Consider the following 18083-nt stretch of genomic DNA (forward strand, 5'->3'; position numbering starts at 1 on the left):
AGGCGCCCAAAAAATAGCTATCGTGACAACTATACGCCAATGCCACTATGACGCAATAGCGCATCGACTTGTGGCTCTCGGCCTCTAAATGCTTTAAATAATGCCATCGGCTCTTCACTGCCGCCTTTTTCTAGAATGCACTCTAGGAAGTCTCGCCCAGTTTGAGGGTTGAATATGCCTTCTTCTTCAAATCGAGCATAAGCATCGGCTGATAATACTTCAGCCCACTTGTAAGAATAGTAACCTGCCGCATAACCGCCAGCAAATATGTGCGCAAAACTATGCTGAAAACGATTAAAGTCAGGCGCTTTAACTACCGCGTATTTTTCACGCACGGCATCGAGAATTGCTTGGATTTCATTACCCTTTTCAGGGTTATAATTAGCGTGAATAGAAAAATCGAACAAGCTAAATTCTAGCTGACGCAACATTTGCATCGCCGATTGGAAGTTTTTCGCTGCGAGCATTTTATCTAACATCGCTTGTGGCAGTGACTCGCCCGTTTCAAAATGACTTGATAAAAATGCTAAAGCTTCTGGTTCCCAGCACCAGTTTTCTAAAAACTGACTTGGTAGCTCGACGGCATCCCATGGCACACCATTAATGCCGGCAACACCGCCCGCATTAACCTGTGTTAACATGTGATGCAAACCGTGACCAAACTCATGAAATAAAGTCACAACCTCATCATGTGTGAATAATGCCGGCTTGTCTCCAACCGGCTTGGTAAAGTTACACGTTAAATAAGCAACCGGCAGTTGTATCTCGCCATTAGCAAGTTGACGTCGGCCAACGCAGTCTGCCATCCAAGCACCACCACGTTTTTTATCGCGGGCATATAAGTCAAAGTAAAAGCTACCGCGTAAACTGTTGTCGGCCGCAAATACATCATAAAAGCTCACATCTTTGTGCCATGTCTCAACATCGCCACGAGGTTTAATGGTAATGCCGTACAATCGCTCAACCACAGTAAACAACCCTGCGATAACTTTATCTTCTGGAAAGTATGGGCGCAGATCTTCATCTGAAATAGCGTAACGAGCTTGCTTTAGTTTTTCGGAATAATAGGCCAGATCCCAAGGCTGCAACTCTCCTTTGGCAAATTCTTGTTGCGCGAATGCCTTAAGCTCAGCAAGATCTTGCTCGCCTTGTGTTTTTGACTTATCCGCTAAGTCTTCTAAAAAGCTAAATACCTGCGCTGGCGATTCAGCCATTTTGGTTGCCAAAGACTCCTCGGCGTAATTGGCAAAGCCTAATAAGTTTGCCAGTTCGTGACGTAATGCCATAATTTCGGCCATAATTTCGCTGTTATCAAATTCGCCAGCATTAGGCCCCTGATCAGAAGCGCGTGTCACGTAGGCTTTGTACATTTTTTCACGCAGTTCGCTATTGTCAGCGTACATCATCACCGGTAAATAACTCGGGATATCTAGGGTAAATAACCACCCCTCTTTGTCTTGGCTTTGTGCCAATTGTTTAGCGCCGGCTAGCGCAGATTCAGGCAAGCCCTGTAACTCAGCTTTATCTGTGATGTGTATCGTAAATGCCCCTGTGGCATCCAATAAGTGATTACTAAAATTCGACGACAGCTCACTTAATCGCGTTTGAATTTCGCCATAGCGCTGTTTCTTATCGGCAGGTAGGCTAATACCAGATAATTTAAAATCACGTAGCGCATTAGTGATCACTTTTTGTTGAGCAACATCTAATGACTTGAAATTATCGCTATCAGCAAATTGTTGGTAGGCTTGATATAAACCCTCATGCTGGCCAACCCAAGTACCGTACTCTGATAACATAGGCAAACAGGCATCATGCGCTTCTCGCAACGACTCTGTGCTCATCACTGAATTGATGTGCGATACCGCTGACCAGATTTTTTCTAACTTATCATCCGCTTCTTCAATGGCAACGACTAACGACTGCCAAGTGTGTGGTGTTGTTTGCGCCACGACCTGATCAATCGTTTTCTTACAATGAGCAATCGTTTGCTCAACAGCCGGTTGAATGTGTTCTGGTTTGATTTTGGCAAACGGTGGTAATGTAGTTTGCTCTAATAGCGGATTACTCATATGAATTCTTATCTAGTCAACAATATTTGTTATGTATACAAAGATGGGTGCTTAACGGTCAATATCAAGATGTATTGCGAAAAATAGCATCGCAATGACTGGTGATAATAGAGCAAGTTTGTGTTTATTCTTGAAATAACAGCTAATCACCTCCATGTTTTACCCATGCTAGCACGTTGATACAACAATAGATCAACACTCTGTGGAGAGAATTATGAGTAAACATTTCGACTATATCGCCCTTGGCGCTGGTTCAGGCGGTATTGCCTCCGTTAATCGCGCTGCCATGTATGGCAAAAAGTGCGCGCTAATTGAAGCTAAATCACTTGGTGGTACCTGCGTTAACGTTGGCTGTGTGCCGAAAAAAGTGATGTGGTATGCCGGACAAATCGCCGAAGCCGTACATTTATCTGATGATTATGGCTTTAACTTAACCGCTGGCGAATTAAACTGGGCAAAGTTAGTTGAAAGTCGAGAGGCTTATATTTCTCGTATTCACAACTCCTATGATTCCGTCCTTAGCAAAAATAATGTTGAGGTTATCCAAGGCTTTGGTAAGTTCATCGATAAAAACACCATTGAAGTAAATGGCGAGACCTACACGGCAGATCACATCTTAATTGCCACTGGTGGTCGTCCAAGCATCCCACATATACCAGGCGCTGAATATGGCATCACGTCCGACGGTTTCTTTGCACTGACAGAACAACCAAAGCGCGTTGCCGTGGTAGGTGCGGGTTACATTGCGGTAGAGATTGCTGGTGTATTACATGCTTTAGGTAGTGATACCACGTTAGTGGTACGTAAACACAAGCCACTACGCGACTTTGACGACATGCTTTCTGATACGTTGGTTGAAATCATGGCTGAGCAAGGGCCAACGATGAAAACTCACAGCATCCCGAAAGCCGTGGTTAAAAACAGCGATGAAAGCCTGACTTTGCAACTTGAAAACGGTGACTCGTTAACGGTTGATTGTGTTATTTGGGCGATTGGTCGAGAGCCTGCAACCGATAACATCAATCTGGAAGCGACAGGTATTGAGCGCAATAAGCACGGCTTTATTGATACAGACATGTATCAGAATACTGCTGTTGAAGGCATTTACGCTGTTGGCGACAACACAGGCAGAGCGCAACTCACGCCGGTGGCGGTAGCCGCAGGTCGCCGCTTATCAGAGCGCTTATTTAACGATAAGCCGACCGAGCACTTAGATTATTCACTGATCCCTACCGTAGTATTTTCCCACCCAACAATAGGGACGATCGGCTTAACCGAGCAGCAAGCTATAGAGCAATATGGCATAGATGATATTAAGGTATATCGTTCACAGTTTACGTCCATGTACACGGCGGTAACCAAACATCGTCAGCCATGTCGAATGAAACTGATCTGTCAGGGCGACAATGAAAAAATTGTTGGTATGCATTGCATTGGCTTAGGAAGCGATGAAATGCTACAAGGCTTCGCAGTTGCCGTAAAAATGGGCGCAACCAAAAGTGATTTTGATAATACAATCGCTATTCACCCAACGGCAGCCGAAGAATTTGTCACCATGCGCTAACAGCTAAAAGGGCATACCGAAAACTTACTTTGCGAATTTATTCACGGGTAATTTGGTCGCCCTAAAGCAGTGCAACATTGCCATAAAGCCCTCCATAATGGGCTTTATTTTCAGGCGTTTAACGGCACCTGAAAATTATGTAAAAAAAATGTTTTTTTTGAAAAATCTTTCTGCTAATATCATTTCCCTCCTAGCTCATTTTTGTTTAAAAAATAAGCTAGAAATCATAAAGGGAATAATTATCCACATCTAAGTTAGCGACAATAATAATTAGAAACGATCAATTGCCTCTTCCCAAATCCTTATAAAACGTGGTTTACATAAACGTCACACTCGCTAGTTTTTTATACAGCCGGTGGATCTTGTGATCCTTTTTCACAGACTTATCCACAACTGATGATCACTTTAAGACATAAATACCCTAGCTCGCTATCGTGATATATGGCATTCTTATTGCCATTCATTTCAAGCAACCAATAATCAACCATGAGCCAATCAGCCCCTTATATTCTTGTTGACGGATCGTCATACTTATTCCGCGCATATTATGTACCTTATTTGCAAGCATTGAGCACTAAAGACGGCCACCCTACGGGCGCTATTACCGGTGTTTTAAATATGATCAATGCCTTACAAAAAGAGTACCCTAGCGGCAAGATCATTGTGGTATTTGATGCGAAAGGCAAAACGTTTCGCAATGATATGTATCCAGAATATAAGGCGAATAGACCGCCAATGCCTGATGACTTGCGCTGCCAAATAGAACCTTTACATAACATTATTAAAGCGATGGGTTTACCATTGTTGGTTATTGAAGGGGTTGAAGCCGACGATGTGATTGGCACATTAGCCCACCAAGCGTCTGCCCAAGGACTTGAAACCATCATTTCTACTGGCGATAAAGATATGGCGCAGTTGGTTACCGATCATGTGCGATTAATTAACACTATGACGAACACGGTTACCAATGTTGACGCCGTGATTGAAAAATTTGGTGTGCGTCCCGATCAGATCATTGATTATCTTGCACTAATGGGCGACAAGGTTGATAACATTCCTGGCGTTGAAAAGTGTGGCCCTAAAACAGCGGTCAAATGGCTAGCTGAACATGGTAGTTTAGATAACGTCATCGCCAATGCCGACAAAGTAAAAGGTAAGATCGGCGAAAACCTACGCGCAGCCCTCGAACAGCTACCGCTATCATATCAATTAGCAACAATTAAAGTTGATGTTGAATTAGAACAAGAATTAACCGATATCGTTGCCTGTCCAGCCGATACCGATACCTTACGTGATCTTTATAGTAAATACGAGTTAAAGCGACTACTGGCAGATTTGGATAAGCGCGCAACGGCTCAAAGTGATAACGGCAGCAAAGTTGACAGCAGCGATAACTCGGTCGATGTTGACGACAGTCAAGTCATCGCCGATGTCGTTAGCGAATACGAGATTATCTTAACGGAACTGAAACTCAATGAATGGTTAACTAAACTTGAAGCGGCAGAATTAATTGCTTTCGATACCGAAACAACGTCAGTTAATTACATGCAAGCTGAGTTAGTAGGTGTATCATTCGCCATTGAACCAGGCAAAGCTGCGTATATACCATTAGCCCACGACTACGAAGGTGCGCCACAGCAGCTTGATAAGCAAATGGTGTTAGAAAAACTAACACCGCTACTGGAAAATTCAGCCATTAGCAAAGTTGGTCAAAATCTGAAATACGATAGCAATGTGCTATCGCGTTATGGTATATCGTTGAACGGTATCGCTCACGATACTATGCTCGAATCATACTGTTATAATAGTGTTGCCACGCGCCACAACATGGATGCATTGGCACAGACCTATCTTAACTACACTACCGTTCATTTTGAAGATATTGCCGGTAAAGGTGCCAAGCAGTTGACCTTTAATCAAATCGATATTGATAAAGCGGGTCACTATGCGGCTGAAGACGCAGATATTACCCTTCGCCTGCATCACGTTTTGTGGCCAAAACTCAGCAAGAGTAAACAGCAGGCTACAGTTTATAACGACATTGAGATGCCATTATTGTCAGTCCTTGCCAAAATGGAACAAACTGGCGTACTTATCGATGCCGACTTGCTTAACGAGCAAAGCCAGCAAATTGCCGCTCGTCTTGATGAAATAGAAATGCAGGCACATAATATTGCAGGCAAAAATTTTAATTTAAGCTCGCCGAAACAATTACAAACCATTTTATTTGAAGAGCTAAACATTCCTGTTATTAAGAAGACACCAAAAGGCGCCCCGTCAACTGCGGAAGAAGTACTGCAAGAGCTCGCCTTAGATTACCCGTTACCAAAATTGATTTTGGAGCATCGTGGTCTAGCAAAACTAAAATCTACCTATACCGATAAGTTACCACTCATGATTAACGCCAACACGGGGCGTGTTCACACTTCGTATCACCAAGCAGTGACCGCAACAGGTCGGTTATCTTCAAGCGATCCCAACCTACAAAACATTCCAATTCGTTCAGACGAAGGGAAAAAGATTCGCCAAGCATTTATTGCCAACCCTGGCAGTAAAATTGTTGCTATCGATTATTCACAAATTGAATTGCGTATTATGGCGCACTTGTCTAATGACGAGGGTTTATTAAAAGCATTTGCTGAGGGTAAAGACATTCACCAAGCTACCGCTGCAGAAATTTTTGCTTTACCGCTTGATGAGGTCACGGCCGATCATCGTCGTAGTGCTAAAGCCATCAACTTTGGTCTTATTTATGGCATGTCAGCATTTGGCTTAGCGAAACAATTACACATTGGTCGTAACCAAGCACAAGAGTATATGAACAAATATTTTGAACGCTACCCTGGTGTTCGCGAATATATGGATAACACCCGGCAGTTAGCAACCGAGCAAGGCTACGTAGAAACGCTATTTGGTCGACGTTTATATTTACCAGAAATCAAATCTAAAAACGGTGCTCGCCGAGCAGGAGCTGAGCGTGCGGCGATTAATGCGCCAATGCAAGGTACTGCTGCAGATATTATAAAGAAGGCGATGCTCGCTGTTGATGCATGGCTGACAGAACAAAATGATGAGCGCATAAAAATGACCATGCAGGTGCACGATGAACTCATTTTTGAAATCGATGAAAGCATTGTCGATGAAACCGTACAAAAATTAGTAGACATTATGGACAATGCCGTGCAATTAAATGTGCCGCTGATCTCCGAGGCTGGCGTTGGCGAGAACTGGCAACAAGCCCACTAGATGTAATAAAACTACAAAAAAAGCGATCAAACGGTGAAATAACCAACGCTTTTAACAAGATGCCAGCCAAAAATGTAATAATATTTAGAATAAAAGCTTTACATCCTAGAGTTAAGACTCTAAAATACAATCATTCCTAACGGAATTCTTGTTGTAATAACTTTTGTTTTCTAGCTTCCCCATAAGCTTCCAACCGACGGCACATTGTGACGTCGGTTTTTTTTGCTCCTATAGAAAGCCACAACCTCTCATCGATCATACTCGTCTACAAATGGCTTAACACCGGGCACTCAAAAAATACGGTCGACTGACTAACCGCAAAATTATTTGGTTATAAATCATTAAATTACTCTGCATTTTAGTAGTCGCCTTGTTGCAATATAAACCTAAAAATCATTCTAAACGGTGACACGATGAGTGTGACCAAGCGAGTTATTCGAAAGAATTGGTTAAGTTATAAATGAAAAATCTAGGTTGGTGCGCTATATGACGCCACAAAAATACATATAAACATGTCCGCATTTGAGCTATCAAATTTACCAAGTTCGCACTCGATGTAAGCTAATTAGGCGACAAACATTTACCGGTGATAACCGCATAAAAAACGCGGAATGTAATAAAGTTACACTAAAAAGCACTCAAGTGCGGAAATAACCAGCACAATGAGTCTTTTTTTCAACAAAATGTAATAATATTTAGCATAAAAGCTTTACACTATAGAATAAAAGCTCTAAAGTAGAATCATTCCTAACGGAATTCTTGTTGTAATAACTTTTGTTTTCTAGCTTCCCCATAAGCTTCCAACCGACGGCACATTGTGACGTCGGTTTTTTTTGCTTATTTTTCTGAGTGTTTACCTGTTACCACATCAACACAGAAACAAGCTGGTAATCAGATATCGACATGGTCTCGAAGCGTTTTTAGCGATCAAAAAAGGCGCTCATCGCGCCCTTTAAAATTGTTAACTTTTCTTGTACGACAATCATTTATTCAATGATATGCTCGCCGTCTTCAATATCCGTTTCAGTATCAGCAAACTCTGTAAACCAATCAGCAATAATTGCCGTGGCTTGATCTAAGCCAACCTTTGTTAGTGAAGAAAACGCCATAACTTTAATATCGCTATGTAAATCTTTACACGCCTTTTTCACTTTAAGCACTTCCGCGCTGCGCTTTCCAGACTTTAACTTATCGGCTTTCGTGAGTAGCGCCAGCACAGGTAGCTCGCAATCATTTGCCCACTGAATCAAATCAACGTCTAAATCTTTTAATGGATGGCGAATATCCATTAATACCACAAGACCGCGCAAACTCTCTCGCTTTTGTAAATATTCAGCTAATGATTTTTGCCACTTCTTCTTCATTTCCAATGGAACTTTGGCAAAACCATAACCCGGTAAGTCAATCAAACGTCGGTTATCGCGAATATCAAAAACATTAATAAGCTGGGTTCGTCCAGGCGTTTTACTGGTACGAGCTAACGATTTTTGCTGTGTTAGCGTATTCAAAGCGCTCGATTTACCAGCATTTGAACGCCCAGCAAAAGCAACTTCAATACCTGTATCTTCCGGTAATCTACGAATATCCGGTGCACTAGTGACAAACTCGGCCACATGCAAGTTCACATCAGATGACAAAATCATTTACCTACATTTAAAAACAACTTGTTCAATTATATCCTGTTTTCGCTATCGCTTCGCATTGTTTTTTTGTAATCCATGAATTCGTTCACTTTTTTGCGTAAAAAAATCAAGAATAACCATTACACCCGCGTGGGAATTGTGTAAAATACGGTAAAAATCTATATCAATTTATTAACTTAACCGCGCTATTAAAGAATACAATCAATCTATAATTGAGGTATTCCGGTAATAACAGGCAGAAAACTTATGAAAAAACTTGTTCTTTCAGCAATCTTAGGTTGCGGATTGCTTGGTAACGCATTTGCCGCAGGTGATGCAGATGCAGGTAAAACAAAAGCTGCAACTTGTGCGGCTTGTCATGGTGCTAATGGTATTGGTACCACTGACATGTACCCGAACCTTGCTGGTCAGCATGCCGATTACATTGTTAAACAATTAAAGGCTTTCAAAGATGGTTCTCGTAAAGATCCAATGATGTCGCCAATGGCAATGCCACTATCAGAACAAGATATGGCTGATGTTGCTGCATATTTCTCAAGCTTTTCACGTTCAGGCGAAGCGGCAGATTCAGCTACAGATGCAACTCAACAAGCAGCAGCGCCTGCGGCACCAGTTGCCGTAGCCGATCCAGTAGCAGGTAAAGGCCTTTATGAAAATGGTGATGTCACTCGTGGAATTACCGCTTGTATTGACTGTCATGGTAAAGAAGGTAACTCAGAAGTTCTGATCAACCCTAATCTAGCTGACCAACACCCAGAATACATTGAGAAGCAATTAAAGGCGTTCCACTCTGGTGAGCGTATGGATGCATCAATGAATGCTGTTGCAATGAACTTAACAGATCAAGACATCATGGATTTAGGTGCGTACTTTAAGTCTCCTGAAGCCGTTGCTGATGTTGAAGCTGCTAAGCCTTCTGCAGAAGTATTAACGTTTACCGGTGATGTTGACGCAGGTAAAGCCAAAGCAATGGTATGTGCGGCATGTCATGGTGCTGACGGTAACCAACCGCTTCCAAATCACCCAAAACTTGCTGGCCAACACGAGCAATACTTAGTTAAGCAATTACAAGATTTCAAATCTGGTGCACGTAATAATGCGATCATGGCTGGCCAAGTTGCAACATTGTCAAACGAAGATATGCAAAATCTAGCGGCATACTTCGCAAGCCAAAAACTAACACCTGTAGCAGCAGAAGCTAATGAATACGGCAAGAAATTATACCAAGGTGGTGATGCTGCACGTGGTATTACCGCATGTATCGCCTGTCATGGCACCGATGGTAAAGGCGCAGGCTTAGCTGGCTTCCCGAAAGTTGGTTCACAAACTGCTGACTACATGAAGTTACAACTTGAGCAATTCCGTAGCGGCGCTCGTAACAACGACATGAATAGCATGATGGCAAATATCGCGGCGAAATTAACCGACAAAGATATCGCAGCTTTAGCTGAATACATGGCATCATTGAAGTAATCGCCAATAAAACGAATTAACTAAAAACAGCGCCTACATGGCGCTGTTTTTGTTTATACGCTAAGCATTCAATCGACATAATAGGTTGCTCTGCTACTTTACGGTTAAGTCATTGCTAACACTCTTATCGCACCTATTTTTTAGCTGTAACTCTGTTTCATTTATATGCTCCCGTGACTGGCTATAAAACATTTGTGAGCTTTTGTATTTTGTTAGATTAGTCGGCTCAATGAGTACGACACGAGCGAGCATGTAAGACGCTATTATCTTAAGGTTTTGAGTGGTAACTTAATACTAATGAGTGACTTAACTGGATTGGAGCTGGGCTATAAAGTTTGTTATAAGCTAGCAAAAAGTTTGCAATAGTTGAACGAAGCGCAGTTTACTAACAAATACGCGCTACAATACTAAACAATAATTAGGGTTTTAAAATAGGAATTAACATCAGGATAAGTGGGGTGGCTGATGGGACTTGAACCCACGACAACCGGAATCACAATCCGGGGCTCTACCAACTGAGCTACAGCCACCACTATCTTTTGAGGACACTGCCTTAAACAGTGCGCGGATTATAGCGACCTTTAACGACATTTAGCAAGAAAAAAATAGTAAAAATGATGATTTTTTTTAAAGATATAAGCCGCTGCTTATATCTTCATCAAAAAAGCTACTTATTTGCTCAACTTGCAGGCAACATGGATTAAAGTACGTTTAAAAGTATAGCGCTCTGATATTGAATCAGTTCGATAAACTCGAGCATAGCTTTAATAAACATTATTATCGCCTAAGAGGCTATTTACACCGCATTAACAACTCTGCTAAATTGGAATATGTATCTCAATTATTCAGTTATAAAATAACAACTAGGGCTGATCATGGCGCATCTCGTTCACCGAACAGTTGTAGCATTGCTATGTGCATTAGCGATGTTTTGTAGCGCTTTTATTACTAAAGCATATGCTGACAGCAACGCGCACGTTTCAATATCAGACTTGCGCTTTTTATTTGAAAAAAATACGCAAATGACTGCAGCGGAAATTTGGCGTTCCGATGAGCTATTTACTTCAGTTGAATGGGGGCAAAAACCCTACCTGGGCGTCCGCGCTGGCTCAACCTGGCTATCATTTGATGTCCATAATCACGGTGACGACACACACACCTACTATTTTCAATATCCGGCGATCAACGCTTTAACGCTGTCATTATTTGTCGTCGACGATAATCTACCACAGCAACTCATGCAGGTGCCTATCTCCAATCCATTTGCCAAACAACGGCTCGCTTCAGCCAACAATGTTTTTGCTATGCAACTTGCCGCTAACGAAAGTAAGCAAGTGCTACTAGAGGTGTTTAGTCCAACCGCAACGCCTCGCTATGCTCATGTGGACGTTTGGAAATTACCGGAATTAAGCCAAGCGATGAACATTCAGCATAGCTTAATGGGCCTTATATTGGGGCTAACACTAATGTCTTTGTTAGCCGGCTTTATATATTTTCAACTCTTTAAAGAAACATACTGCTATTGGTATGGTTTTTATGTGATAAGTCTGATCCCCGCCATGTTGCTTGCTAGCGGTGTTGCTAATTTATATGTAAGTAACCTCGATTATTACTTACTCGGAACCATCGCTATCGCTATGATGTTAAGCTGTGCTCTGCAGTTTATTCGTACCTATAACAACATAGGCTTTCACTCAAAAGCGCTTGATAAGATTATGCATGTGATGATTTGCGCCACTATATTTATCATTCCGGTGGCGATAATTGGCTTTCATGATCTGGCAAAAACGTTACAGCAAATAACCATCTTTACTTTACCGGTAGCCGTGCTAATTGCGGCCTATTGTGGCTATACGGGTGAAAAGAAAACCAGCATAATGTTACTGTCGATCATTCCGCTATTTGCTACCTTACTAATAATCACACTACAAGAGCTCGGTGTTGTCTATCCCAATGTAAATATCACCATTGTATGTATAGTGACTATGGTGGCACATTTGCTAGGCTTTATGTGGAGTATTTACCAAAAGATTCGTATCCATATCACTGAGGGCTCAGCTGAAGATATCAATAATATCAGTGATGCATATGAGAAAGCATACAAACTACAAGAGTTGGTAAAAGAGCAAAATCAAAAGCTGAAAACCGCCAAAGAGCAAGCGGAGTTTGAAGCAAGAACCGATATGCTGACTCAACTCCCAAATCGCCGAGCCTTTATGAATTTGGCTAAAATGGCCATTGCCCAAGCAGAACGTCAACAAAAGCCTCTGACCTTTATCGCTTTTGATGTTGATAATTTTAAGCTTATTAACGATAAATTTGGTCATCCGGCAGGTGACCAAACATTAAAAGAAATAGGCGACCTGATCCGCAATATTATCCGCGCAAGTGACTTTTGTGGCCGAATTGGTGGTGAAGAATTTATGGTAGGTTGTCATGACAATAACATGTTAGACGCTCATCATGTGGCAGAGCGTATCCGCTCAGCTATTGAGAAAAATCAAATTGTTTATGAAGATCTCAAATTTAACACAACCATCAGTATTGGTATGGCAGAGCTGGAAGATGGTGATGACCTAGATTCCTTGCTCAAAAAAGCGGACGATGCCATGTACGAATCAAAAACCACAGGCAAGAATAAAATTACCTTGTATGCGGCTTAGGCTATGTATTAGCTACGTTAGTTACTTAGCATGCCGCTTATTCATAGATAATTGTGTTATCGTTATGCACCTATATCGAACCTATTAGATGAGATGCCTTATGTCCCTGCAACGCATCAGTGAACAGATCCACGCCAAACAAAACGAGCTTCCTCCCGTAGAAAAATGGGATCCACCATTTTGTGGCAATATTGATATGGTTATAACAGCTGACGGTAAGTGGTTGTATCAAGGTAGCGAGATTACTAGACCACGATTAGTTAAATTATTTGCCCGAGTGTTAATTAAGCAAGGCAATAAATATTATTTAGTCACGCCTGTAGAGAAAATTGGCATTTCGGTTGAACGGTATCCATTTACCATTACCTCATGGCAATGGCTCGATGACAGTGAGCAAGCCACGATGCTATTAACAACCAATTTAGGTGATCAGATACTATTAAATGACAAAACGCCACTGATATTGGACGATAACGGACAGCCTATAATCAAGGTACGTCGTAATTTATATGCGAGTATTCATCGCAATGTCTTTTATCAGTGGGCGGAAATTGCACAAGAGAAGCTAAGTGGCAATAAGGAGCAGCTGTACATCAAAAGTGCTGGCGTTGAGCACGTTATCGGCGAGCTTTAGGCTCGCCAACGGGGCTAGATAAGATCTGCCTATATAACTTTAGAAAAGCGTTGCTGCTGTAAGCGAGGCTTAATATAAGCATCAAACGACATGCATATATTACGAATTAGCAACCTTGCTTTGGGTAGCACATCGATAGCTTCTGCATTATTTATTAACAAACCGTCATTAATAAAAATAGCTAAAGATGGCAAATCATCAGCAAAATACTCATCGAAAATAATATTAAACTGACGCTCGATTTGACGCTTCGATACACGGAAATTACACATAAGTTGCTTAATAACAAAGGCACGAATCGCATCATCGCGATCTGTAGCTATGCCTTTTTCTAATGCATGGCCACAATCATCAATCGCTTGGTAATATTCTTTTAGTGTTTTAACGTTCTGGCTAAAGCTGGCACCAATGGCACTGATTGACGAGACACCCAGCGCTAATAAATCGCACTCTCCGAGCGTTGTATAACCTTGAAAGTTACGGTGTAAACGCCCTTCTCGCTGAGCTTTAGCAAGCTCATCGTCGACTTTTGCAAAATGATCCATACCGATGAACTCGTACCCCATATCGATAAGCGACTCTATCGCAAATTGCATAATCGCTAGCTTTTCATTTGAATTTGGTAGCCATTCATCGCGAATTTTTCGTTGCGGTGCAAAACGAGTTGGTAAATGGGCGTAGCTAAATAATGAAATACGATCAGGATCAATCGCTTGGACCGCATCAATGGTACTGGCGAAGGTTTGCTTACTCTGATGTGGTAGGCCATAAATCAAATCAATATTAACAGACGAAAAACCTACCGCCTTAGCGCGCTGTACAAGCTCGACAATAAACTGGGTACTTTGCAGACGATTGATGGCCTGTTGTACTTTTTCATCGACATCTTGTACACCGATACTAAGCCGGTTAAAGCCTAATGCATGCAGGTGGTCGACTAAATCTAGTTCGATTTCTCGAGGGTCAACTTCAATACCCATTTCAACATCGTCGGCAAAGTTAAATGATGTGGTTAGCTTCTCAACTAAACGGGTTATTTGTTGCTTGGTTAAAAATGTTGGCGTACCACCACCTAAATGTAATTGCTTAACTGGCTTGTTCGCCAACAGCGTTGATCGGGTATCAATTTCTTTAAATAAATAATCTAAATACTGATCTGCTTTATCTTTATGACGAGTTACGATTTTATTACAGCCACAGTAGTAACAAAGGCTATGGCAAAATGGTATGTGTATATACAGAGATAGGTTCTGTTTTTCTGACTCGATGATTGCTTTCAGTAAATCGTCGTTATCGAATGCCTCGTTAAATTCAACAGCTGTTGGATACGAGGTGTACCGAGGGCCACTAACATCGTACTTACTTAACAATTGCGGAGAAAACATTTCACTAAAAGACATGGCATCGAGCTCGATAGATACTTAAGACTGCACATTATAAAAAAGCCTGTTGGCAAATTTATTGATCAAGCTCAAGGTTTTAGCAAAACATTAACAGTAAAGAATATAAATGAACGTTTCTAAGACGGTTAGTACACACAAGTAAAGAAATTGCTTCAATCTGCACATTCTATGCACTTGGTTGCTGCAGGTTGGGCGGCCAGTCTAGCTGCCGCAATTTGGTCACCACACGAAGAACAAATACCGTAAGTACCGTTCTCGATACGTTGAATAGCGTTAGATAATTGCTGAATCTCGATTTTCGCCTCAACTTCTAAGGCGTTAAGTACTTCGTCATTTTCTCGCTCTCCCGCTTGCTCTGACCAATCCGCATCTCGCCCTTCGGCAAAGTCATCATGAATTGAATCTACGCGAGCCTGCAAGGCAATAATGCGCTTAGTGAAGTCTTGTTTTAATTGCTCAGTCATTGTCATACCCTTTGATTCCGTTCAGCGAATTGGCAACGACTGAGCGGAGGTTTTATTGTTGCTTCTGCATTGAATCAATCAGCGACTTAACAAACGGCAATAGCTTAGCAACATCGGCGTTGACGGCTGACTCAAATTCCTCTTCATAACCAGCACGCTCTAAATCTAACTTAAAGCGCTCCTTCTTCGTCAGTTGCTTACGCGCTTCCAAAATAGGCATGTGATTGATCTTACTATATAAAGTAAATATAGCAGGAAAATTAGACTTCATTTGAGCTTGATGATTCGGTAACGATTCCATCAATACAGATAATCGCCAACTGCCTTCAGATACCTCACACTGCTTTTCAGCCATTGCTCGGCAAATATGCATGATTGACTCTAAGACTTTAACATCTCGCTGCTGAGCTTTTTCACGCTTTTGACGTTCTGCTTGCTCGCGGAAACGCTTTTGTTCTCGTAATCTAAACAGTAAGAAGCTGGCATAACTTGCCAGGGCTAAAATAATAATTACGGCGACAATAACTAAAACTAACTGCATGGTCGTCATCTATTACTCTTTAAACTCCGAAAATTCACTGTCATCAAACTTACGCAACAACGCGTCTTCATCGTCATCATCTTCGACAGGCTGCTCGTCTTCAATGAAGTCGTCTTCTTCATAACCTAATAGATCTAACAATTCTTGGTGGCGCTGTTGAGCTTGTTCAAGCTTTTGTTGCTCAGCCAAAGTGACTTCTTCCCCAGCTTCAAGTTTAGCGGCGATGATTATAAATTCTTCGTTTGCTTCAATAGCATCAAGCTCTTGCTCATAAAGATCGATTAATGCTTGTTCATCGGCGATAGTTTCAGTGGTGGTTTCAGCAACACGAATTGGCGCAACCACAGCCTGCTTAGGTTTATGTTGCTCTGGCTTTTTCGGCTTTAAAGAAACACCCAGATCGATTGGCTTCTTACTACCAACTCTAGGGTCTTGATTGCCTGTTTGCTGTTGCGATGCATCTTTCTGAGAGGCTACTTGTTGACGTGTGCCTGATTTATTTCCAGATACCTTACGCTTACGAGGTTCTTTTTCAACTTTTTCAGGACGCTTTAAATTAAGCTTTTTCATTAACGCGCCTTCTTTGCGCGATTTTTTTGATCTAGCCATAATACCGTACGATGTTTACAAATAATAATGACTATTTTACGCTAAACAGCGTCATAAGGATAATAATAAGCGCTTTTTTCGAGCAACTTATCTGTAATGCAATAGAATGCCAGTCGCTAGCGTGAGAAGGGAATCATGACTGTGGTCTATAATTCTGCTCGCTATTACTTAGCATTGACTAAAAGCAGTCCTGTTTCAAAGCCATTATGAAAATATTAAGGCGTATATAAAGAAAAAGCGAAAGTAACTACTTTCGCTTTAGACAAACCATTTGTCTGTGTCTGGTACAAATTTTTGCAGCCCTGACCCTTCCTTGTATAGCACTCCTTGCTATATCCGTGTTCCTGACTTTATATTATCAATCGTCCTGATCTCTTTTGGGTTGTCCTTAAAATTACACTTCCGTGATAATAGCTCTTCCTGAGCCGGTAAATAATCCATCAAGCTGTCCTTATGGCATCCTACCAATAAATCCTGATGTTTCTGACTAGTTACATCCTGTAACGAATTGATATTCTATATTAACACTTTGTCGTTACAAGTATGCTGACCAATAAAAATTGACAATTGCACAGCGAATAAATATAACGCATTGATTTTATTTAATTAAAAAATAGAACAAAAATTCTATATTTGAAAATATAACGGAATTTAATGGCAAATGTCTTACATATAAAAATGCGACCATGAACGAATAGATGTTTTTGGAATACTTCTTTCCAGAAGAGAATCTCTTTCAATAACAGCCTACAAAAATGATTAAATAACTTTTTTATGTTTTCTTTCGTTGAGAGATTAATCTTTCATGCTGAGTTTTTAATTTTAACCTTTTACAGCTTAGATATTTCACAATCTCCTATAGCCTGCTATATAAATTAGATGATGAATGGATAACTATGGCGTACAACTGAACCGATTAAAAGAACGAGGCATTATATTTCACCAAAGGGCGTTAGATGCTATTACTAATTACCTTATTTGCCACCCCGCATGCAGCCAAGTTTATGTTACTCAGAGCCATGTTGAAACTACATGGACAGACTTGACAAGTCATGGCTTTGAGGGCACATCAGAGAAAATTCTTATACAGGGTAGTGGATACTTAAATCAGATTACTCTAAATCTTGCACCAAACAGCACATTCAATCGTTCTGACGCAGATTTATTTTATTCGATATATATCAACGGCGACAATGCAAGTGTCCGAGCTTTCAATATTAAGGAAGCGCGCCCCATACTTAATGATTTACGTGAACGCTTTGACAGAATACCTGTTGAAGATGCCGAACAACCCGGCAGATGTGTAGTTGGTATAGATCTAGCTTTTTTAATTGATAACATTCATTCATATTCTGAATTCAAATTTAATCTGCCCGAGGTGAAAGCCTATGTTGATGAAGAACGGAAAATAGCTTTGTTAAACCAGAAAGCCCAAGAACTTTATATCAACAGCCTGGTTTAGCATGGCTGTATGTGGGATATATCACTCGAAAAGAGAATTGGGTTTACGATGAGAATAGTGACGGTTTTGATGACTCAGTATACGAGACAACATTTGATGCCATAGGATTTAATTTTTACCGTGCTTATCATCAAAGCTTTTATGAAGCACACTCGTCGATAGGATGCTTCGAAGGAAGGAACGGCTTGGCTTTTGTAAGGGCGGTAGACTACAACGACTCTTTGACTGATAACAACACCTACAGTGACACTCTAAGTTTGGTAGATGAGGGTAATTTAACGCAATATTGGGATTCCAAAGAGTCTTATA

Annotated in this window: 12 protein-coding genes, 1 tRNA gene and 1 pseudogene; 7 read left to right on the forward strand and 7 right to left on the reverse strand. The window is 41.2% G+C overall.

Going from position 1 to position 18083, the window contains the following annotated elements:
* Positions 1-29: 29 nt before the first annotated feature.
* Positions 30-2072 (reverse strand): oligopeptidase A, encoded by a 2043-nt coding sequence (prlC, locus tag ACAX20_RS14560; RefSeq protein WP_371187361.1) that lies wholly within the window; start codon positions 2070-2072, stop codon positions 30-32.
* A gap of 214 nt (positions 2073-2286) precedes the next feature.
* Here prlC and gorA point away from each other — a divergent pair, with 214 nt between their 5' ends.
* Together gorA and polA are read left to right on the forward strand one after the other, a co-directional pair.
* Positions 2287-3636: a glutathione-disulfide reductase gene (gorA, locus tag ACAX20_RS14565; RefSeq protein ID WP_371187363.1), complete on the forward strand. Its 1350-nt coding sequence runs from the start codon at positions 2287-2289 to the stop codon at positions 3634-3636.
* Positions 3637-4122: 486 nt separating this feature from the next.
* Complete coding sequence (gene polA, locus ACAX20_RS14570; RefSeq protein ID WP_371187365.1) at positions 4123-6882, forward strand: DNA polymerase I; 2760 nt, start codon at positions 4123-4125, stop codon at positions 6880-6882.
* A gap of 986 nt (positions 6883-7868) precedes the next feature.
* Here polA and yihA read toward each other — a convergent pair.
* The gene (yihA, locus tag ACAX20_RS14575; RefSeq protein WP_371189674.1) at positions 7869-8522 is read right to left on the reverse strand and encodes a ribosome biogenesis GTP-binding protein YihA/YsxC; all 654 of its coding nucleotides are present in this window, start codon (positions 8520-8522) and stop codon (positions 7869-7871) included.
* 249 nt (positions 8523-8771) lie between these two features.
* Between yihA and ACAX20_RS14580 the strand changes: the two are divergent.
* Positions 8772-9392 (forward strand): annotated as a pseudogene (locus ACAX20_RS14580) (c-type cytochrome); the annotation flags it as partial.
* Entirely contained in the window at positions 9378-9998 is a 621-nt protein-coding gene (locus ACAX20_RS14585; RefSeq protein WP_371189676.1) for a cytochrome c, read from the forward strand. The pseudogene ACAX20_RS14580 and the gene ACAX20_RS14585, both read left to right, overlap by 15 nt.
* Positions 9999-10452: 454 nt before the next feature.
* Here the strand turns inward: ACAX20_RS14585 and ACAX20_RS14590 are convergent.
* A tRNA-His gene (locus ACAX20_RS14590) sits at positions 10453-10528 on the reverse strand.
* A 345-nt stretch (positions 10529-10873) separates the two neighbouring features.
* On the opposite strand from ACAX20_RS14590, the gene ACAX20_RS14595 reads away from it, so the two are divergent.
* Positions 10874-12661, forward strand: coding sequence for a diguanylate cyclase (locus tag ACAX20_RS14595; protein ID WP_371187367.1), 1788 nt, complete (start codon positions 10874-10876; stop codon positions 12659-12661).
* A gap of 100 nt (positions 12662-12761) precedes the next feature.
* Positions 12762-13295 carry a DUF1285 domain-containing protein gene (locus ACAX20_RS14600; RefSeq protein ID WP_371187369.1) on the forward strand — a complete coding sequence of 178 codons (534 nt, stop codon included), beginning with the start codon at positions 12762-12764 and terminating at the stop codon, positions 13293-13295.
* A gap of 29 nt (positions 13296-13324) precedes the next feature.
* Here the strand turns inward: ACAX20_RS14600 and hemN are convergent, their stop codons facing one another.
* The 4 genes from hemN to ACAX20_RS14620 all read right to left on the reverse strand — a co-directional run bounded on the left by hemN (position 13325) and on the right by ACAX20_RS14620 (position 16273).
* A complete protein-coding gene (hemN, locus tag ACAX20_RS14605; RefSeq protein ID WP_371187371.1) occupies positions 13325-14695 on the reverse strand; it encodes an oxygen-independent coproporphyrinogen III oxidase in 1371 nt (456 codons plus the stop codon).
* 155 nt (positions 14696-14850) lie between these two features.
* Positions 14851-15162 (reverse strand): TraR/DksA family transcriptional regulator, encoded by a 312-nt coding sequence (locus ACAX20_RS14610; RefSeq protein WP_371187373.1) that lies wholly within the window; start codon positions 15160-15162, stop codon positions 14851-14853.
* 52 nt (positions 15163-15214) lie between these two features.
* Positions 15215-15712 carry a DUF2489 domain-containing protein gene (locus tag ACAX20_RS14615; protein ID WP_371187375.1) on the reverse strand — a complete coding sequence of 166 codons (498 nt, stop codon included), beginning with the start codon at positions 15710-15712 and terminating at the stop codon, positions 15215-15217.
* A 3-nt stretch (positions 15713-15715) separates the two neighbouring features.
* Positions 15716-16273, reverse strand: a complete 558-nt coding sequence (locus ACAX20_RS14620) for a GTPase-activating protein (RefSeq protein ID WP_371187377.1) — start codon at positions 16271-16273, stop codon at positions 15716-15718.
* 925 nt (positions 16274-17198) lie between these two features.
* Between ACAX20_RS14620 and ACAX20_RS14625 the strand changes: the two genes are divergently transcribed.
* Positions 17199-17774, forward strand: a complete 576-nt coding sequence (locus tag ACAX20_RS14625) for a hypothetical protein (protein WP_371187379.1) — start codon at positions 17199-17201, stop codon at positions 17772-17774.
* The last annotated feature ends 309 nt before the right edge of the window (positions 17775-18083 follow it).

It is taken from the genome of Thalassotalea sp. Sam97, from assembly GCF_041379765.1.
GTDB classification, from domain to species: Bacteria; Pseudomonadota; Gammaproteobacteria; order Enterobacterales; family Alteromonadaceae; genus Thalassotalea_A; species Thalassotalea_A maritima.